Genomic DNA, 20,808 nt, shown 5'->3' with positions numbered 1-20,808 from the left:
ACTATCGTTACGTTTTGTAACTCTTACGTTACAAAAAAGCCGTTGATTGTGATTATAAAATCAACAATCAACGGCTTATCAATAATATTTTTTACAAGTATTTCTATTTACTCGTTTTCTTCTGGATCGTAATCAACGCCAGTTTCAGCACGCTGCTCGTCAGAAATCGGAGCAGGAGCGCCGGTTAGAGGATCTCGACCGCCGCCAGCCTTAGGGAATGCAATTACGTCGCGGATTGAGCTTGCGCCTGCCAAAATTGCAGCAGTACGATCCCAACCCAAAGCAATACCGGCGTGAGGTGGAGCACCATACTTGAAAGCTTCAAGCAAGAAGCCGAACTTTTCGTCAGCTTCAGCCTTATCGATTCCAAGAACATTAAGCACACGATCTTGAATATCGTCGCGGTGGATACGAACGGATCCGCCGCCCATTTCATTACCGTTGCACACGATATCGTAAGAATCGCTCATAGCGTGCTCTGGATCTTTATCAAACTTATCAATCCAATCAGCAGATGGCATTGTAAACGGATGGTGCATAGAAGTCCACTTTGAGTGGCCAACGGCGACGTCGTCATCATCTGGATCATCAGTGCGCTTAAATAGTGGGAAGTCAACAACCCAAGTGAAAGCAAACTCATCTGGGTGAAGCAATCCTGCGCGGCTAGCAAGTTCAACGCGCACTGCGCCGAGCAAAAGCTGCGAAGACTCGCGAGAACCTGCTGCGAAGAACACTGCATCGCCATCTTCTGCTCCAACAGCTTCCTTAAGACCTGCGCGCTCTTCTTCACTAAGATTCTTAGCAACAGGACCCTTTAACTCGCCATCTTCACCAAACACAACGTAAGCCAATCCCTTAGCTCCACGCTGCTTAGCCCAATCCTGCCAAGCGTCAAATTGGCGACGAGGAGTTGCAGCACCGCCCTTAAAGAGCACAGCGCCAACGTATGAAGCTTGGAACACGCGGAATGGAGTGTTCTTAAAGTAGTCAGTCAACTCAATAAGTGGGTTTCCAAAACGCAAATCAGGCTTATCGGAACCATACTTATCCATTGCTTCCTGCCAAGTAATACGAGGCAAAGGAAGAGTAATCTCGTGACCAGCTTCCTTCCAAATAGCAGCAATAACGCGCTCTGCCATAGCCATAACATCTTCCTGGCTTGCAAAGCTCATTTCCATATCAAGCTGAGTGAACTCAGGCTGACGATCTGCACGGAAGTCTTCGTCGCGATAGCAACGAGCAAGCTGATAGTAGCGCTCGACGCCAGAAACCATGAGCAACTGCTTTAGAAGCTGAGGAGACTGTGGAAGTGCGTACCAAGAGCCTGGAACTAATCGTGCTGGAACAACGAAGTCGCGAGCACCTTCAGGAGTTGACTTAATGAAAGTTGGTGTTTCAACTTCAGTAAAGTTCATGTCTTCCAAAGCATGGCGGGCAGCCTTAGCCATATCAGAGCGAAGCTTCAAATTGCGCTGCATAGATGGGCGACGCAAATCAAGGTAACGATACTTCAAACGAACATCTTCGCTTGGAAGCTTGTTCTCGGACTCGTTTTCCAAAGCTGTTGAAACCTGGAATGGCAAAGCGTCTGACTTTGCGAGAATAGTAACAGTTTCTGCAACAATCTCAATTTTACCGGTTGCTAAATGATCGTTTTCGTTGCCATCTGGACGCAAGCGAACTTCGCCGGTCACTTGCACAACGAATTCACTACGCAATGGTCGTGCAGTTTCTTCATCGTAAATAACAACTTGCACTAAGCCTGTGTTATCACGGACATCAACAAAGGCAACTCCACCATGATCGCGGCGACGATCAACCCAACCAGCGATGGTTACTTTTTGCCCGACTAATTCTTCAGTCACTTCAACGGCATGATGTGTGCGATACGCCGTCTGGCTCATAAGTCCACTTCCTCTACAATCTAATTGATATATTCATTTGTTTCTATTGACATGATTTTGCGCACAATATTCAAGCAAATTTGCAAGACATTATTTAGCGCAAGAAACTGTCTGCCGGGCATAAACAGTATCCGGTTGCCAAGACGTGGCATCCGCGGTTTCCTGTTCGCCAGTAATAATATTTTTTACTTCATCGTGAGATGACTCTGATTCAGTGCTATCAGCAGGGAACCACACATAAGGAATGCCGAGCTTGTCAGCATATTTTATTTGCTTACCAAGCTTTGCTGCGCTAGGAGCAACATCTGCTGCAATGCCTCGATCTCGTAAAGTTTTAGCAATAGCATTGCATGCAGGACGATTTTCTTCATTCCACACTGCAACAAGTACTGCAGCAGGAGAAACTCGGGAAACAGTAGCTCCTGCAGTGTGAAGCATATAAGAAAGCAGTCGAGACATGCCAATTGAAAGTCCTACGCCTGGATACTTCTTCTTGCCCTGTGAAACTAAATTATCGTAACGTCCACCAGAGCAAATTGAACCAAGAGATGCTGCATTATCAAGGAAAGTTTCGTAAACAGAACCAGTATAGTAGTCAAGTCCACGAGCAATCTTCAAATCAGCAACAACAGCGCCTGGGCGAATACGTGCTGCTTCGTCTACAATCATCGCAAGAGTTTCAACACCTTGAGAAGCTAAAACGTAAGACTCGTTATCATCACTTCGAGAAATATTATGCTTATCGCATAATTCGTTGAAACGAGACTTCAACTCATCTCCTGTTTCGGCAGTAAGTTCAGCTAATTCTAAGCATGCATCAGCTTGAGAAGCCGTAGCGCCGCATTCTTTTACCAAAAGCTTGGATACTTCTTCAGCGCCAATTTTGTCTAGCTTATCGATTTCTCGAAGAACTCCCTCGATATCGCTTAATCCAATACCGCGATAAAAACCTTCAGAAAGCTTTCGATTATTAGCATGAACAGTTGCCTTAGGAAGACCAAACTTACGTAAACGCTCAAGAGCTTCAACCATAACAAGTGGAAGTTCAACTTCGTAGTGTGAAGGTAATTCGCCATTTCCTACGACATCGATATCTGCTTGAACAAACTCACGGAAACGACCTTCTTGTGGACGCTCCCCTCGCCAAACTTTTTGCATTTGCCAGCGCTTAAATGGGAACGTCAAATCGCCAGTATGCTCAACGACGTAACGGCTGAGTGGAACTGTTAAATCGAAATGTAAGCCAATGCGTTCTTCTACAGGAGTGTCGGATTCGTGACCAACTTCTTGTAAACGCGATAATAAATAAATTTCTTTACTGGTTTCGCCTTTTTTTAATAAGCTTGAACCCTGTTCTACTGCACGCGTTTCAATTCCAATAAAACCGTTGAGTTCAAACACTTCTCTTAGTGTGTCAATTACTTGCTGTTCAACAGCGCGTTCACTAGGAAGCCATTCAGGGAAACCCGATATTGATGAGCCTTGTACCATGTCCACTATAATAGGTGGTGTTGCGGAAAAATCATGGCTTACCGTCATACTTATTCGTAACAATGTTACCGTGCATCTGCTGTAAGGAGTCGTCCCGTGACCGAACAGACTAAACCTGAAGAAACTACTAAAACTACTACCGCGCCAAAGCCAGTTGCTCCATCTCCAGCAAGCTTCGCGCATAAGACTCGTGTTGTTGCTCAAGCACCAACCATTTCTTATAGTGAAGAGGATATTAAAGCCGCAAAAACCTTTGGCCGTGTTGATGAAAATGGCACTGTTTACGTTACTGAAAACGGTGCTGAGCGTGAGGTTGGTCAATACTCCACTGGCACTCCTGAAGAAGCGTTGACTTTCTATATTCATCGTTATCTTGATTTGAAGATTAAGCTTGATCTTTTCGCTAAGCGCTTGGAAGCTTCCAATGTAAAAGCAAAAGAAATTGACGAAACGCTTAATACTTTGAAAGCTGAATTGGAAAATCCTGCTGCCGTAGGCGATATTGCTGCTTTACGTGCGCGACACGCCGAATTGGCTGCAAAAGGTAATGAAAAGAAGGAAGCAATCTCTAAAGCTCGAAAAGAAGCTCTAGAAAAAGCTTTGAAAGAACGTACAAATATTGTAGAACGTGCAGAATCGTTAGTAGCACAAATGAATGAATCTACAAACTGGCGTGAATTAAACGATAAGTTACGTGCTTTATTTGACGAATGGCAGGAGCATCAGCGTACTACTATTCACTTAAATAAGTCTGATGCCGATGCTTTGTGGCAGCGTTTTTCAAAGGCTCGTTCTGCGTTCTCTCAGGCTCGCAATTCTTGGGTTAAAGAACGTGAGCATGTGCGTAATACTGCTAAGCAGCTTAAGGAAGCTATTATTGCAGAAGCTGAAAGCTTAAAAGATTCAAAAGATTGGCGTGAAACTTCTATGAAGTTCAATGCTTTGATGGATCGTTGGAAGAAAGCTGGCAATGCTGGTCGTCAGCACGATGATGCTTTGTGGGCTAAGTTCCGCGAAGCTGCTGATGCTTTCTATCATGCTCGTCAAAATGACCGTGAAAAGGTTAATGCTGGAGAACACGAAAATCTTGCTAAGAAGGAAGCTTTGCTCGTAAAAGCAGAGGCTTTGTTGCCAGTAGAAAATGAAGAAGCTGCTAAGAAGGCTCGTAAGGCTTTGTCTCAGATTCAGGAAGAATGGGATGCTATTGGTTTCGTTCCTCGTGAAGATATGCGTCGTATTGAGTCTCGCTTGAACGACGTTGATAAAAAGATTAAGGCTGTTGAAGACGCTGCTTGGCGTGAGGCCGATCCTGAAGCTAATGCTCGTAAATCCAGTTTTGCTTTACAGTTGGAAGCGCAACTCGAAGAGCTTAACGCTGCTATTGCTAAGGAAACCGATAATAAGCGTAAAGCTAAGTTGGAAGCTGAAAAGGCTACTAAAGAGCAGTGGCTTAACGCTGTTAAGTAAATTAGTTTTATAACTAATTAAAAGTATGGGGTTGCTTAAAAATCAAGCGACCCCATACTTATTTTTCGGCTGTATTTTAAGATTTATTTGCTTTTAAGAGTTTTTTATTAAAGATTTAGCTAAATGAATAAAAGTATTAGCTAAATTAGAATCTGCCAATTTTCCATCTTCGGTTAGAACAGCAGGTCGCCCTGCTTCACCAGTTTCTCTAAGCGCAGGATCTAAAGGAAGCTGAGCTAAAAGAGGCACATTAGTGTCAAGAGCGTTACAAAGTTGTTCGCTTACTCTCTTTCCTCCTCCTGAACCAAACAATTCTAAGCGCTCGCCGTTATTTTCAAACCAGCTCATGTTCTCAACAACTCCGCGAACTTTTACAGGAATTTGCAAAGCCATAAGACCTGATCTAACTGCCACATCTGATGCACTAGGCTGTGGAGTTGTTACTACAACAAGCTCTACATTTGGTAAGGATTGTGCTACAGCTAATGCCATATCTCCTGTGCCTGGAGCTAAATCAAGAAGTAAAACATCGGGGTTGCCCCACCAAACATCGGAAAGAAACTGTTCTAAAGAACGTTGTAATCGTGGTCCTCTCCACAAAATAGCACGATCGGTTCCAGCAAACATTCCAATAGAAATAAGCTTTACTCCCCAAGCAACTACAGGCATAAGCATTCCGTTTAAATTTGTTGGTTGAGAATTAACTCCAAACATTCGCGGTAAAGAAAAGCCGTAAATATCGGCGTCGATAGCTGCAGTATCGTAACCTAATGCTGCAAAAGTTGCAGCTAAATTAGCAGTTATAGAAGATTTTCCCACTCCGCCTTTTCCAGAAGCTATAGCAAAAATTCTCGTGCGAGTGCCAGCTTTATTAAATGGATTTTCTTTGCGTTCAGCTTTTAAATCTGCAACTAACTTTTCTAATTTAGTTTTACTCATTGCAGTAGCGTTAACGTGCGGTATGAGTATTGCTTGAGGATATTTAGATATAACTTCTTGAACTCGTCCTGTAATCACTTCTGCAAGAGGGCAATTTGGCACAGTAAGTTCAAGATTTATTTCTACATCATAAGCAAACTTTGTTGCATCAATAGTTTCAGCTTTTTTTATCACATGCACTCCAGTTACCATATTTAATTCGGTAACAGAGCGACCTAATTCTGGATCAATAACGCTACCCAGCAAATCGTAAACTTGTTTTTCGAGTTCACTTGTATTCATGCGTTATGATTCCTCAGCAATGAGATTTGACACAGTATTATTTGCAATTTGTAGTATTTCTTCTAAGTTCCCAGTTTTTAAAAGAGCATTAAACTGTTGTTCGTTAAGCATAGGAATGCCGAGTTCTTGCGCTTTAGTTGCCTTGGATCCTGCATTTTCGCCTAGAATAACGCAATATGTGTTCTTGCTTACTGATCCTGATGCTTTGCCGCCTCTTGAGACTATAGCCTCTTTTGCGCTGTCTCGTGTAAATCCTTGCAAAGATCCTGTAACAACTATTGTTTTACCTACTAATGTTTGAGCGAAAGATGATGTTTCAACTTTCCCTACTACACCTGCTTCTTGCCACGATTTTAATACTTCAAATTGCCAATTAGCAGGGTCTTTAGCTTGCTGGAACCAGTTGTATACTGCTTGCGCAATTTCAGGACCAACTCCATCAATTTGTGTAAGTTCTTCAATAGATGCTTTGGAAATATTGTCTAAAGATCCAAAATTTGCCGCTATAAGACGTGCAGTTGGTGGACCTAGTCTACGAATAGATAAAGCAACCAAAACTCGCCACAGTGCTGCATTTTTGCCTTTTTGAGCTATTTCTTCAAGCATGCTACGAGTAGTTTCAGAAGGTCTTGTATACCATGGCACATTTATTGTTTCTTTAGTGTTGTCGCTAGTTTTAGCATTTCTAGTAATGCGCTTATTTTTCCAAAGTACTACTTTAGCGTCAATTGGAACCTGGAATTTAGGATATTGAGGATCCCATTGTTCGTTTAGTGAAGTAGTTTTTTCGGAAGTTTCTGCTGCTTCGTAATTTGTAGATAACTTTGCTTCGATTGTGCGAGTCCAAAATGCTCTAACTTGATGCCAAAGACCAGATCCGCCTATTTTGCGTGTACGCTTTTTAAAGCTACCGTCTTTACTAACTTCTTTCCACTCTTCAACAAGAGGAATTTCTTTCCAAACCATTACATTTTGTAAATCGTCGGCAGTAATACTAAATAATCCAGCTTCATTTCTAAGTACTGGAGTTTGTGGTTCAGGTAGCGTTAAATCTGGTGAAGGTATATATGGTTGTTGAGTTGCGCCTCGCTGAATTATAATTTTATCCATATCTGGGCAGTAAACTTCTGCAGTTGTAGGCCTGCAATCCTCAGGATTTGTGAGAGCTAGCGCAGCGTTATCGCCCAAATTTTCAATATCAAAAGCTTGTCTGGAAGCCAAGTGAATTATTCGTTCTGTAAGTTGAGCTGGACAGTTTTCTACATTTGGGCAACGAATATCTTTATCTCCCTCTTTTGCAGGAGCTAGCTTAGTTCCACAAGATGGGCAGTATTCTGGCATAACAAACTTTCTAAGTTCATTTTCTCGCCCTTCCCTAGCTTTAAGTACCGGTCCGACTAATTCCGGAATAACATCCCCAGCTTTACGAACTACGACAGTATCGCCAATTAGCACACCTTTATGTTCAACTTCGTAAGCGTTATGAAGAGTTGTACGCGAAATTGTCGATCCTGCTACAGTAACAGGTTCAAGAACAGCTACAGGAGTTACTCTTCCAGTTCTTCCAACCTGGACAATAATATCCTTCAAATAAGTATTAACTTCTTCAGGAGGATACTTGTATGCAATAGCCCATCGTGGAGCTCTAGAAGTAGCTCCTAGTTGATGCTGTAATGCTCTGTCATCAACTTTTACAACTATGCCGTCTAAAGCGTGCAAAATATTTGCTCTATGCTCTCTGTAATAGTCAATCATTTCTTCTATTTCAGAAAAATTTGTGACTTTTCTCGTGTATGGAGAAACAGGTATTCCCCACTGTTGATAGAACTTATATGCGTCAGACTGATTAAATTTTGTTTCACTGTTGTTATGGCTTGTATTTTCTTTCCAACGAAGCTCACCTAGTCCGTGTGCAAAAAAGCTTAATCGACGCGTGGCTGTAATTCGTGGATCTTTTTGGCGCAAAGAGCCGGCTGCAGCGTTACGAGGGTTTGCAAAAGCAACTCGTCCAGCATTTTCTTGTTCATCATTTAATTTTCTAAAGTCTTCCCATTTCATAAAAACTTCGCCACGAATTTCCACGAACTCAGGAATATCGTCAGTATTGTCAGAATGAAGCTGTGTTGGTATTGCTTCAATCGTTCTTACGTTTAATGTAATATCCTCGCCAGTTACGCCATCGCCTCTAGTAAGACCTTGTTCAAGAGTACCGTTGCGATAAATAAGATTTAAAGCAAGACCATCAATTTTTACTTCGCAAGTCATAGGAAGAGGTTGAGATTCATCCCATTGTAAATCGCGAATTACGCTGTTATACCAATCATGTAATTCTTCAATTGAAAATACGTCATCCAAACTCATCATTCGAGACGGATGTTTTACAGAAGTAAAATCGTTAGAAAAAGTTCCACCTACGCGATGTGTTGGAGATTGAGGAGTATCTAAAGTTGGGAAGGCAGCTTCTAAAGAGCTTAGCGCTCGCATTCTTGCATCGTATGCTGCGTCTGAACTAGTTGGAGAATCTTCTACATAATAAGCAATTTGATCAGATTGTGCCCAAGCTGCCAATTTCGCCCAAAGTTTCGCAGCTTGCTCTATAGTAAGCGTCGCTGGCTGCAAATTTCCGAGAGTCAACGCATCAGTGTCTGTTGGTTTCAAGTTTACAATCCACTTTTCGGTGTCTATTGTAGAGTTCCACTCATTCGCTTCATGCATGTCAGTTTTGTTATCAGTTTTGCTATCAGCCTGAGTAACAGTCTCTGTTTTAACTGTACTTATGCTATTAGTTTCGTTTTTTGGCGCTTCATGAGATATAGTTTGCTCGTCAAAATCGTAAAAAAGCGATAACTGTTCGCTCTCTGTTGACTCTTCGCGAATACTATTTTCACTCATGAATATTCCCTTCAGCTACGTTTTACTAATGCCTATAAACAGTATCTAATAAGACTGTATAAGCACAGTAAAAACTATTCAATGATGTATTGAGTATTAAGCTAATAAATTTTAAAACTGCTTGCTCTATTTCTTAAGCGTTTAAAGATCTTAAGAACTGTGTTTGTACTGTGCTACTTAGATCTTCGTTAGAAGTCATTCGAATATTTGCAACACATAAAGTTCTTGCAATTACAAACATTCCATCGTTCACAGTTAATTTTGCTGCTTTATCAATAATCTCTTCTGCTTCAATATCAGGCCAAGCTGGTACGTCTTCAGAAAGAAGAGCCATCTGTGCTTCATGTATATTGCTCGGTATTAGCTTGCACTGTGATCTCATTCTAGAAAGAAGCTCATCAAGTTCCATTTCTAGCGGCTCAATCTTTCCTGGAGCTAAGTATTGTGCCATTCTATATGAAGATGCAGCAATGAGGAAATTATTCTGCATCCATTCCGCATAAGCGAGCTTATAGTAAGCAAAAGCAGCGTCATCCCTATCGAGAGACACATTCAAAGCGTTAATGCAAGCTGCAATAACAGATGACCAATCCTCTTTTTGCGCAAGTATATCAGCTAATCTTAAATGAGAAAGAGCGTAAGTAGGAGCGTACGAAACCATAATATTTAAATGGCGTAAAGCTTCGTCATGTTGGTTTAATTGCGAAAGTAAATCAGCAAGTTCCATATGCGCGTAGAAAAGACCGTCAGGAATAAGTCTTGTTCGTTCTTCTTTAGTTGCAAATAGATGATTATAAATTACTCTCTCAGCGTAGGAATTAAAGTATCTTGGTACAGCTTCGCTGCTAGTAAACATAGTATCGAATTGTGCTACAGAATTTTCGTACTCTTTTAAAGCCTCGCTAAGGTCCCCACTCATAAACTGTTCGTGAGCTTTTGTACGAATATCTCTTATACGTTTTGCTGTAGTAAATGAAAGATTAGGTAAATCTGTTTCGTCAATTAGCGCTCGCGTTATTGAATCTGCTTGAGCGTTAAGTTCAGGATCGTCAATGCTTTCAATAATACTCATAGCTTCGTGAGCTTTTTGTGCAGTTGTTGGCATAAGTTCTGAAGCAATATGATGGAAGTCGGCAACAGCTTGTTGCAGAAGATCTTCACGTTGTATAGAAAGCCCTTGTGCGTATTGTGTTCCCAGTATGCTTTCCTGATCTGCTGTAAAAATTTTGTCAGAAAATTCAGGTTCTTCTTGTGATCCATGAGGAGAAAAGCGGCTACTGTGAACATCAAAATCTGGTTCGATGGTATTTAATTTTCCATGAGAATCAATGTTTAATTTGGCATTAAATTTTTCGTATGTTTTTATAGGATTATTTAATCCGTTTTGGTGAATAAGTTTTATAAATCTGTTTCTGCTAAACGTAACTGTAGTTAGAGCTCGTATGGATGGTGCTGTAGTAAAAGCTGCAAATGAATTTTCTTCTTTAGACTTATCCATGCTGTTTTCGGACAGTTGATTTTCGTTAGAATCTGCGTTTGTGTCTGTTTCTGAGTTTAATTCTTGGCTGCTTGCGCTCGCATGCATTGATATGACATTATTGTTTGTCTTGTTTGCGTTACTAATATTAGTCTGCTGCATTTCTTGCAATTTAGACGGGTCTCCATGAATGTCACCGTCTTTTGGATCTCCTTTTGGCTTGGATGAATCATTATTTGCAGCGTCACTATTCATAACGTTAAGCGCATTAAGAGTACGATTTACAAGATTGTTCATAGCATTGTTTTGTGCTGTAACCATCTCTTCTAAGCCTATTGAATCTAAGCGTATAGAAACATTTTTTACTTTACCGCTTGCTCCAAAAGCTAGAGTAGACATTATCATTCCAACTTGAAGATTGTAGTTTGTAGCTAGTTTTTCTTTATCGTCGTCGTTCAGATTTTTCCAAGATTTATCCTCATTAGCGTAAGCTACAGATGGCATAAGTGCAGCTCCAGCTGTAGTAAGGTTTATTGCCACGTTACCATCTTCTAAATTAGATCGGAATTCCGCGTCAAAACGGAACGGCAAGTATACACTTCTAATAAGATTAGAAAGACGCTGCCTATAGGACCATTCACTGTCGTTATCTATCTTATTGAAATACTTATCGTTATTTTTTACCTGCTTTGCTCTTCTCCACATGTGCAAAATAGGTCTTATTTTGTCGTCCATCAGAGGATTGCCAAAAAATTGCATACCTATTGAACCGCTTGCTGCAAAAGCAACATCTTTAATCATTGCCATGTCGATTTGTGATGCCTGCTCTTCTTTTATAGTATTTTCGCAAGTTTTTCCTCCCATAATGGAGTTAATTTGCAGACAATCATAAATTGAATATAAACGGTTAATAGCGCCTTCTATTTTAAGTACTTTGAGTGCAGCATTTGGTTCCAAAGCATCATCCCAAAGTAAGTAGTTTGCTTCTGTTTGCTGAGATTTTTGCATGTGTAGGCGTTCTGCACCATGCACTGCTTCCAGGCTGCGTTCTGTTTCTAAAGCTCCAGTTGAGCGCATTAATTTTTCAAAATATTCTTCTAAACCTGAAACTCTTAAATTTTCTTTTTTCGCTATTTTTATGTCTTCTACACTTCTTCGTATTGCTCCTAAAGGTGCTTCGTGTTCTAGTCTGCGAAGTATATTGCTGTAACCAAATCCAGTTAAAGACTTGTGCATGTCTGGAATGAATAATGCTGCAAAGAATGCTATTGTTATTGCATTTCTGTATGTAAGATTGCATCGTAAGTTTTCTGGAAGTTTAGTTCGTAACTCTTCGAGAGTATAAGTTTTTTTAGTTCCGAACCCGTGTGAGATCCACGAACCGATTTTAATTAAACCGTTATCTTCTGAAAGTTGTAAAACTAAGTCTCCGTTTGATACGCAAAATACGTTTTCTTTTCTAATTTTTGAAAAAGTTTTAGAAAAGTGGTTTATTTTTCCGGCAAAAGTTTTAGAGCGTTGTTCTGGTTTTAACGCGCTTTTAGACTTACTGCTTTCTAAAGAAGCGAGAAAATCTTCTACGGTTGCGTCGCCATTTAAATAGGATTCTACGATATTATCCATATCATAGTCTGTATGTTTGGTGTATGTTTCGTCAAACGCTTCCGAAAATGCACATTTTAGAGTAATTTTTGTTTTTTTATATTGTTTTCCATAAAAACGGTGTAAATCTTTCAGTGAAGAATTATTTTTTTCTACAAATGAAAGTTGCGGTCTCATGTCTTGAATATCTTCGTAGCTAAGTTTGCTGCCGAGAAATATTCGCCCTTCTGAATCTGCTACTGCTAGTTGAAGGAATTTTCTTCCGTCTTCTTTAAATAATCCAATTGACGTGTATTCTTTTTTCTTGTTAAGTTGAACCCAGCCTAATTGATTGTTGATATTTGTTTGTGGAAAATCTTTAATAACGTACTTTTTAGCGCGCGACGAAATATCTATTGGATTGCCTTCTGACCACAACGAGTTAAGAGATTCTTGTAGTTGCAACATACTATCTTCCTGAGATTCTGAATTTTCAGTAGTTTGCATGTTGTTAGTCATAATCCCCATTCTTTCACTTTGCTTTGTGGCATGTGAGTTTTTGTTTTATATTTTTAGCGCACATAATGTGGCGTTTAATCACATTATTTTAGTATATAAGAAATTATGCATGTTATAAAATGCGCGACATTATTTATCGAAATTATTTCATCAATAGATTGCTAATAAGAGAATACGACGGCTTCGAATATTGAGAAAAAATGGAGCGGACAACGGGACTCGAACCCGCGGTCTCAACCTTGGCAAGGTTGCGCTTTACCAACTAAGCTATGTCCGCAAACAAGTGAATACCTTATATCATTTTCATAAAAAGTGCAAATTAGGTATGTCGCAAGCCTTACAAGTACTGGCTGCACTTGTAAGGCTTACTTGTTTCAGATTTTCAGTGTTTTAAGTTGAAGACTTATTTTATTTGTTTGCTTACTTGCTTTCGTCATCGCGCTTTGGAGAAGATGGTGTTGCACCTTTTTCAAGCACTCGACCAGGGCCTGCAAGATAAGCTGCGCGGCCTGCTTCAATACCAAGCTTGAATGCTTTAGCCATAAGCACAATATCGTTTGCAGTAGCAACTCCAGTATTTGCCATTACAGCTGCAGCACCCATTTCCATTGCTTCAGCAGCCTGGCTTGGAACGCCAATGCCGGCATCGACAATAACAGGAAGATCGATTTCGTCGATAATAAGCTGAATAAACTTCTTAGTTTCAAGACCCTTGTTAGAGCCAATCAAAGAGCCGAGAGGCATAATTGCAGCAGCTCCAGCGTCGCGCATTGCCTTAGCAAAGTACAAATCTGGATACATGTAAGGAAGAACAGTAAAGCCTTCGTCAGCCAAAATCTTTGTTGCTTGCAAAGTAGCTTCATTGTTTGGCAACAAATACTTGCGATCAGGAATAATCTCAAGCTTGATGAAGTTTCCGCAACCCATTTCGCGAGCAATATGTGCAGTGTTAACTGCTTCCTCTACAGTTACGCATCCGCTAGTATTAGGCAAAATGGTAACGCCTTCTGGAATATGCTTTAAAATTCCTGCAGCTTTCTCGCTATAGCGAATTGCTACAGTAATCATTTCAGCTTTAGCACTATTTACTGCGGCATCAATAAGCTCCTCAGAATACTTTCCAGAACCCAAAATGTATCGAGAAGTAAACTTCTTACCACCTAATTCTAAATAATCTTCATTCTCCATAATTTCCTCCATTTTTTATCCATTTCAACGCTTCTAACGCTTCTAAACTTGCGATAATCGAAACATAAGGCAAATACAAGCCTTCTTCAGGAGAAGACTTAAAATCACCTACTAAGCACACGTTTGAAAGATGCTTAATTTTTACGTTCTTAATATCTCCTAGTCCAGATAAGCCAGAAGCGGTAATAACATATTTGTTAGGATGATTCATGAAATAGTCAAGAACCATTGCTTTTGATTCGCGATTGTCGAATGCTTCAATAAACAAGTCGGAGCGCTCAGCAATTTCATCTAACGATTCTGGCGTAACTTTTTGTACGAAAGCTTCTACTTCAACGTACGGCAAAGTTTCATTAAGTCGCGCTTTAGTAGCATATACTTTGTGTTGTCCAATTTCGTTAATCGTATAATTTTGACGGTTTAAATTCGAATACTCGATACTGTCAAAATCGTAAATGTACAACTTTTTTACGCCGGCTCGCGCAAGCATCAACGCAATATTTGATCCTAAACCGCCGCAGCCAAGTATTGAAACTGATTGTTGAGCAAACAAATCATTATCTTCCTTTAGCTGACGTTTAAGAACTTTTGCGCGAATATCGTCACTTTCCATTCATCCTCCTCCCATAATGTTAAATACTTCAATTTTTGCGTTATCTTTAACTATGAAAGTTTCAAAATCTTTGCGTTTTACTAATTCACCATCAACTTCTATTGCAACAAAAGTACTGTCGTAGCCTTCGCGCTTAAGTAGTTCAAGTAAATTCTCGTTCTCAACATAATCCACAGTATCGTGATTAAGTTTCAGCACACTTACCTCCTTTCTATAGAATATGCTTTAAGTTTTGAATATTACGTTTAAATATTACGTTTAAAGATTCTACCTAATCCTTAGCTGGATGAAGAATAAACTTGCCCTTGAAGCCTTTGCAAACGCCATTTTCTTTGCTGTAAATTTCTTCACCGCGAAGTAAAGTTCTTACCACCTGGCAGCCAATAGTGCGACCAACGTACGGGCTGAACTTATTGCGATACTCAAGGTCTTCAGCTTTAAGAACATAAGGAGCATTTGGTTTAATGAATGCAAGATCTGCATCATAACCCAAACGTATGCTGCCTTTTCCTTTCAAATCAAAGCGTTTTGCAGAATTGCTAGAATTCAATGCCACAAATTGAGTTAATGACATTCCGCGCTTTTGCACAGCTTCATCAAAGAACACATCAACATCGTTTTGAACGCTACCAATACCACCCCAAGCTGTGAAAGCATCATCAGTTTGCTTCAAACTCAAAGGAGCTGGCGAATGGTCGGAAACAATGAAGTTAATAGAACCGTCAAAAACCTTTTCCCACAAGCCATTCTGGTTTTCCTTGTCACGAATTGGCGGAGTGCACTTAGCAATATTTCCAATCTCGTCAAGCTCAGAAGTGTCGAAATACAGGTAATGGTTGCAAGTTTCGCAGCTTACATCAACGCCATTCTTACGAGCGTCAGCAACAGCTTGAGCGCCTTCTGGTGAAGAAACATGAACAATATGAATTCTGCATCCAGTTTCTTTAGCAAAAAGACAAGCGCGCTCAATAGCTTCAACTTCAGTGAAAACAGGTCTGGTTGCTACGAACTCAGAAAGCTTTCTAGCTCCCATTTGATGAGCTTTCTTTCCAAGCTGGTCTGTAATAGGAGCGTTTTCGCAATGTATAATCAAAATTTTGCCGGTTTTTGCAATCTGCTGCATACCTGTGTACAAGGAGTAATCGTCGCAATTGTATAAATCAACTTGCAAATCCTTGTCGCCTGTAGTTCCAAGGAATGCCTTGTAATTAACAACACCTTGCTTATCTTGCTCGCATATTCCGCCATTGAGGTTTTGTGGCTCCAAACCACCAGTTTGACCAACGTCAACTTTTAGTTTTCCTTCAGCCTCTTTTAAAACTGCCTCAAATGATTTTCCATCAGTAGTAGCAGGAATTTGATTGCAAGGCATTTGCAGCATTGTAGTAATACCGCCTTTTGCGCCGGCAGAAGTTGCGGTTACAAAACCTTCCCAATCGTCGCGAACGCCGCCGCCTGGAGCATTAATATGAACATGAGAATCAACTTTTCCAGGAACAACTATTAAATCAGTCGCGTCAATAGTTTTTTCTGCTGCAAAGTTGCTTCCAAAAGCGGAAAACTTGCCGTCTTTAATTGCTATATCGGTTTTAGTTGCTTCATTATCGAATACAACCAAACCGTTTGTGATTACTACATCGTAGTTCATATTATTTCCTTTCTTTAGCCATTGTTGGCTGAAAAACTTTTGATAGTAATATTTGACACACGAAACCTACAGCGCATCCCACAATCCATGAGATTTGAGTAAGCGGTGAAAGTAGAGGAATTATCTGTCCGGAAAGAGCAAATAAAAGCCCAAGTATCGTAGAAGTGTAAGATATCCAGTTAGTTCCAGAATAAGCAGATTTTGACGAGCTATTTGTATCGTAATAAATTTGATCAAGATCAATATGCGTGCGCTTTACTACGTAATAGTCAGCAAGTAGAACACCTGCAATTGGGCCTAAAAGCATACCAATAAGATTCAAGAAGCCTGTAATATTAGCCATAAACTTCCACGGCATTAACACAGTGCTTACAAGAGCTGCAATAACTACGCCACGCTTATAATTTACAAATCGCGGAGCTAAAGCAGTTAGCTGGTATGCTGCAGGAACAATATTGCCAGTAGCATTTGTACAAACTGTAGTAAGTAGAAGCAACCCAGTAGCTATTGCAATTGCAGGAAGACTATCCCACTTGTTTATGATAACAAGAACATCTGTAATAGTTTCATGGTAAAAAAGCGATCCGCCCACTAAAATAACTACGCTTGTAAAGGCAAAAAGCGCGTAACTTAGCAAGAAGCTAGCAATTTGACCTTTTAGTTGAGCCATAGTTGACTTTGCATTTTGCGTAAAATCAGCAATAGAAACGGCAGGAGCAGCCCAAACGCCCAGTACAGAATTTACAACCATCATCATGAAAAGCCCAAGATCATAATTAGTTGGCGCTTGAACAGTAGCATGATACTGCATGATTGCAGATAATCCACCAGCGCAGCTAATAGCCCATACGCTCATGCAACCAAAAACAACGTAAATAAGTGGGCTTAATACTACAGTTAGCTTATTAAGAGTCTTTCCTCCACCTAAGCCAATCGCCAAGTTAAGCAACCAAAATATTGCGAAGGAAATAATAATAGGTATGTGCGAACCTACGAATGGTATTTTGTTTCCAAAAGTAAGAAACTCAGGGCAAATTTTGCCAACTAGAATCTCTAAAGCTTTCGCACCTATATATGTTTGAATGCCATACCAGCAGATTGCAGCAACTACTCCCCTAAGGAATCCTGGTAGCTGAGCGCCTGCTTTTCCGTATGTTGCGCGCAAATGCATAGAAAACGGTATGCCGTATTTGGAACCTACAACACCGTTAGCAACCATGACAATTGCTGTAAGAATTGCGCCAAGCATGATACCAATCATTACGTAAATTGGAGAGTATCCCATTAAAAGGAATGCGCCAACTGCAGCATAATTAGGAATATTGTGTACAGACTGCATCCACAAAGTGCAGAAATTAAGAGCGCTCATTGTGCGTTTTTCTTGCGGCTTTGGCAGTAAATCTTCGTTGGTGTAGCCGCGCTCGCGGTAACATTCCAAGTTTTTACTAGCTACTGGCTCATCTTTTAGCAGTTTACTAATTTGCATGCGCACCTCCTTACTTTTCTTGTTTGTAAATTTGATTCTTTTTTGTGTTTTGTGTTTTGAGTTTTTTGAAAGTAATAATCGCAACTTTGCTCAAAAATAAAAAAGATACGAAAGGATGTCGTACCCGTGGTGGTGCGCCCCTTCGTATCAGCCTCTTATTCGTGAATAAGCGTTGTACTCTCATTCGATATTCACTTTTCTTCGCTGCGGTTAACTAAGCAGTGAAGTTTGCATAGTATATGCCTTTTGCGTCCTTCCTAAATTTCCATTTCTTTTTGGTTTTCGTTTGGTTTTCGTTATCTTTTAGTTGGTTTTCGTTAGTCCTCATAAGCCAAACTATGCAGAGCATCTCGTAAAAGCTTTACCCCGTGAACAGCGTCTTGTGGATCTGTGTACTCTTCTGGAGCGTGACTAATACCATCTTTCGAAGGAACGAAAATCATTCCGGATTTTACAAACGGAGCAAAAATTTGCGTATCTTGACCAGCACCTGAATGCATGACCCTGTATGCATAACCTTGCTTATTAGCTTGATCTTTCAAAAGATTAATAATATCGTCGCTAAGTGGTGTAGGATCGTCAGACATCCACTTATCAATCTGCGCTGTAATGCCATAAGACTTGGCAGTTTCGTGAATGTCCTCGTCGAGTTCCTGCAAGAATTTATCAAGAAAAGCTTTATCTGTATGACGGCAGTTCATTGAAAAAGTAACTTCTCCAGGAACAATATTTACTTGATTTGGAACTACGCTGATTCTACCGAAAGTAAGTACCAGTGGGTCGCCTGCTTGCTTAGCTTTGTCAAGATTCTTGGCGATTATATGAGACATGCAATCTACTGCATCGTGCCTGTAGGACATCATTGTTGTGCCAGCGTGATTTTGTACGCCTTTAAGATGAATATCCCAACGATGCTGACCAGCAATGCTAGTGATAATACCTAAATCTTCGTGATTGCTGTAAAGCGTTGGTCCCTGCTCAATGTGTAGCTCAATCCAGGCTTCAAGATTTGCGAACTTAGGTTGAGTTGTTTGATAATTGAACCCAGCTTCACGCATTGCTGTTTCGAAAGGAACACCTTCACTGTCGCAAATATTTTCTACGTCCTCTTTTTTGGCTAGTCCGAAGAAATTCTTTGAACCCCAGAATACGTATGGGAAACGTGAGCCTTCCTCTTCTGCTAAGCAGATAATGCGAAGACTTTTCTTTGGCTTTCCATATCTAGTAAGTAAATTCTTAATTGCTAAATAGGCTGCAACTATTCCAAGTTGACCGTCAAAACGACCTCCTCTTGAAACTGTGTCAATATGCGATCCACAAGCTATTATGCTTTCTGGCTTTTCGCATCCTTCAACAGTTGCAATTAGGTTTCCAACTTGGTCGAATTCCACAGTCATACCGAGTTTTTCAAATCGTTGACGAAGAGCAAAAAGAGCCTGTTTCCAAGATTTTGTGTAAAGAGGTCGAGTAACTCCTTGTTCTCCTGGTTTTTCTGTGAATCCTGCAAGCCAGCTTATGGCTGATTCTATAGTTTCAGCACTTATGCTGCTATTAATCATGTGCAGTATTCCTCCTCACTTGTGCAAGTTTTCCCAAAAGTGACATTCAGGCGGATATTTTTTGGTTTTGGTGTTTGGTTTTTAGTTTTTTAGTTGTTTTTTTAAAAAACTTTTTAATTGTTTAGTTGATACTCGTGTAACTGCTACTACTTTGTGGCAACGCAAGATATCACGAAAATCGTGATAGAAAGAAATCACTTACTGTAATTGCTCCCTACGCATGTCTTAACAAAACAGGTTCAAAGGGTGTTTCTCAACTGTTTCCAGTACCCCTGCAATTTTCACTTGTACTCGGATGAGTATAGCACGATATTAAATGAACTCAAAATGAACATTTGCATGTGTGTTTCTGTGAAGAAATGATTGGTTGCTTGCTTGGTTGACTGGTTGGCTGGTTGATATGAGATATTGCTTCCATTTGTGGTTGCATGTATGTTCGGCTGCCAAAAATTTTCATATGTAAGTTAGGAAACAAAAAATAGCCAGATAACAAAAAACGCAGTGCTTCTACACTGCGAACATATTGTGGGTGATATAGGAATCGAACCTATGACCCCTTCCGTGTGAAGGAAGTGCGCTAGCCGCTGCGCCAATCACCCAAAATTTTTTTAATTATGCGTGAAAGGCAATCCTTTCGAGTGGGCGATACAAGGTTCGAACTTGTGACCCCTTCCGTGTCAGGGAAGTGCGCTACCACTGCGCCAACCGCCCAGGTTGTTTATTAAGCTTGAAGCTTAATCGAGGTGGGTACGAGAGTCGAACTCATCTATACGGCTTTGCAGGCCGCTGCCTAACCGCTTGGCTAACCCACCGTAAGGTCGAATAACTCATCGGACCTAGAGCGGACAACGGGACTCGAACCCGCGGTCTCAACCTTGGCAAGGTTGCGCTTTACCAACTAAGCTATGTCCGCAATGCAACTTTACTGAACAATGTCAGCGCCGAAGCACGAGTAACTACTATACCCGAAATATTCTCAAATGCAAGCCCTCGCCTATTTGGCGTGTCGTTTGGTGGTGTTTGCGTGTGTTGGTTGGATGTTTGTTATGCGTATGGATTGGAGCATTTGCGAGCGCAAGTGTTACTTTCTCAGTTGGTTAGCTGAGTTTTTAACGATGTTTTGCTTATTTGCGTTACTTTCTCAGATACTTGACTGAGTTTTTAACAGTGTTTTGCTTATTAGCGTTACTTTCTCAGATACTTGACTGAGAAAATAACGGTCATATGTTACTGGTGCAGTAGCTAATCTGCGTTAATAACGAATAATTGCGATTTATCGTTACTAGCGCAGTGCGACGACCTGCCTTCGCGCGCTACGCTTTAAGCGCTCAGGCAGGTCGCAGAGCCCCGCGTATGCGGGAAAGACTTTCTTCATCTGTTGGAGTTGGTACGCTTTCAAGGATCACCCCCGCGTATGCGACGTCAATCTTCATAGGATCACCCCCGCGTATGCGGGAAAGACAAGGTTTCATATCGTACGGTTGTAATTCCAGAGGGATCACCCCCGCGTATGCGGGAAAGACCTCATAGAAGCACGCATTGTAAACGCTTCACAGGGATCACCCCCGCGTATGCGGGAAAGACTAGTATTGCTTGTTGTTGGGATCATAAGCTACGGGATCACCCCCGCGTATGCGGGAAAGACTTTGGTTTGCGGACTAGGAGACTGTTATGACTGGGATCACCCCCGCGTATGCGGGAAAGACAGCCTATGGGTCGTCCTCAACCATCACCTCTTAGGATCACCCCCGCGTATGCGGGA

12 protein-coding genes, 5 tRNA genes, 1 CRISPR repeat array and 1 riboswitch (1 of these 19 running past the window's edge) are annotated in these 20,808 nt (G+C 40.9%); of the genes, 1 reads left to right on the top strand and 16 read right to left on the bottom strand.

The features are described from left to right. Positions 1-107: 107 nt before the first annotated feature. Together aspS and hisS are read right to left on the bottom strand one after the other, a co-directional pair. Positions 108-1,904 carry an aspartate--tRNA ligase gene (gene aspS / locus K9E37_RS00595; RefSeq protein WP_116431675.1) on the bottom strand — a complete coding sequence of 599 codons (1,797 nt, stop codon included), beginning with the start codon at positions 1,902-1,904 and terminating at the stop codon, positions 108-110. 90 nt (positions 1,905-1,994) lie between these two features. Further along, complete coding sequence (gene hisS, locus K9E37_RS00590; protein WP_248893577.1) at positions 1,995-3,395, bottom strand: histidine--tRNA ligase; 1,401 nt, start codon at positions 3,393-3,395, stop codon at positions 1,995-1,997. A 96-nt stretch (positions 3,396-3,491) separates the two neighbouring features. Between hisS and K9E37_RS00585 the strand changes: the two genes are divergently transcribed. Next, positions 3,492-4,862 (top strand): DUF349 domain-containing protein, encoded by a 1,371-nt coding sequence (locus K9E37_RS00585; RefSeq protein WP_064621586.1) that lies wholly within the window; start codon positions 3,492-3,494, stop codon positions 4,860-4,862. A 93-nt stretch (positions 4,863-4,955) separates the two neighbouring features. On the opposite strand, the gene K9E37_RS00580 is transcribed toward K9E37_RS00585, so the two are convergent. The 14 genes from K9E37_RS00580 to K9E37_RS00515 all read right to left on the bottom strand — a co-directional run bounded on the left by K9E37_RS00580 (position 4,956) and on the right by K9E37_RS00515 (position 19,959). Further along, positions 4,956-6,083 (bottom strand): Mrp/NBP35 family ATP-binding protein, encoded by a 1,128-nt coding sequence (locus tag K9E37_RS00580; protein ID WP_064621697.1) that lies wholly within the window; start codon positions 6,081-6,083, stop codon positions 4,956-4,958. 3 nt (positions 6,084-6,086) lie between these two features. After that, positions 6,087-8,975: an NAD-dependent DNA ligase LigA gene (ligA, locus tag K9E37_RS00575; protein ID WP_102155152.1), complete on the bottom strand. Its 2,889-nt coding sequence runs from the start codon at positions 8,973-8,975 to the stop codon at positions 6,087-6,089. Positions 8,976-9,108: 133 nt separating this feature from the next. Beyond that, positions 9,109-12,552 (bottom strand): tetratricopeptide repeat protein, encoded by a 3,444-nt coding sequence (locus K9E37_RS00570; protein WP_248893365.1) that lies wholly within the window; start codon positions 12,550-12,552, stop codon positions 9,109-9,111. Positions 12,553-12,753: 201 nt separating this feature from the next. Beyond that, positions 12,754-12,829: transfer RNA gene (locus tag K9E37_RS00565), tRNA-Gly, on the bottom strand. 143 nt (positions 12,830-12,972) lie between these two features. Further along, positions 12,973-13,740 (bottom strand): thiazole synthase, encoded by a 768-nt coding sequence (locus tag K9E37_RS00560; RefSeq protein ID WP_004108959.1) that lies wholly within the window; start codon positions 13,738-13,740, stop codon positions 12,973-12,975. Continuing rightward, on the bottom strand, positions 13,730-14,353 hold the full coding sequence (gene thiF, locus K9E37_RS00555) for a sulfur carrier protein ThiS adenylyltransferase ThiF (RefSeq protein ID WP_102155153.1): 624 nt from the start codon (positions 14,351-14,353) through the stop codon (positions 13,730-13,732). The genes K9E37_RS00560 and thiF overlap by 11 nt, the downstream gene beginning before the upstream one ends. Next, positions 14,354-14,551, bottom strand: coding sequence for a sulfur carrier protein ThiS (thiS, locus tag K9E37_RS00550; protein WP_248893363.1), 198 nt, complete (start codon positions 14,549-14,551; stop codon positions 14,354-14,356). Between the two features lie 73 nt (positions 14,552-14,624). Beyond that, the gene (allB, locus tag K9E37_RS00545; RefSeq protein ID WP_248893360.1) at positions 14,625-16,001 is read right to left on the bottom strand and encodes an allantoinase AllB; all 1,377 of its coding nucleotides are present in this window, start codon (positions 15,999-16,001) and stop codon (positions 14,625-14,627) included. A 1-nt stretch (position 16,002) separates the two neighbouring features. Next, a complete protein-coding gene (gene allW, locus K9E37_RS00540) occupies positions 16,003-17,487 on the bottom strand; it encodes an allantoin permease (protein WP_102155157.1) in 1,485 nt (494 codons plus the stop codon). Between the two features lie 317 nt (positions 17,488-17,804). Further along, complete coding sequence (locus tag K9E37_RS00535) at positions 17,805-19,046, bottom strand: hydantoinase/carbamoylase family amidase (protein WP_004108971.1); 1,242 nt, start codon at positions 19,044-19,046, stop codon at positions 17,805-17,807. A gap of 194 nt (positions 19,047-19,240) precedes the next feature. Further along, a riboswitch (TPP riboswitch) is annotated at positions 19,241-19,330 on the bottom strand. Positions 19,331-19,572: 242 nt separating this feature from the next. Continuing rightward, positions 19,573-19,645, bottom strand: a tRNA-Val gene (locus tag K9E37_RS00530). Positions 19,646-19,685: 40 nt separating this feature from the next. Further along, positions 19,686-19,757, bottom strand: a tRNA-Val gene (locus K9E37_RS00525). Between the two features lie 30 nt (positions 19,758-19,787). Further along, positions 19,788-19,858 (bottom strand) — tRNA-Cys (locus K9E37_RS00520). A gap of 28 nt (positions 19,859-19,886) precedes the next feature. Next, a tRNA-Gly gene (locus K9E37_RS00515) sits at positions 19,887-19,959 on the bottom strand. Positions 19,960-20,384: 425 nt separating this feature from the next. After that, a CRISPR array of direct repeats spans positions 20,385-20,808; the repeat unit is 28 nt; unit sequence GGATCACCCCCGCGTATGCGGGAAAGAC (it continues 128 nt past the right edge of the window).

This window comes from Gardnerella swidsinskii (genome assembly GCF_023277705.1).
In the GTDB taxonomy this organism is placed as follows: domain Bacteria; phylum Actinomycetota; class Actinomycetes; order Actinomycetales; family Bifidobacteriaceae; genus Bifidobacterium; species Bifidobacterium swidsinskii.
The sequence above is the reverse complement of the archived record's forward strand: the minus strand, read 5'-3'. Positions and strand labels throughout refer to the sequence as shown.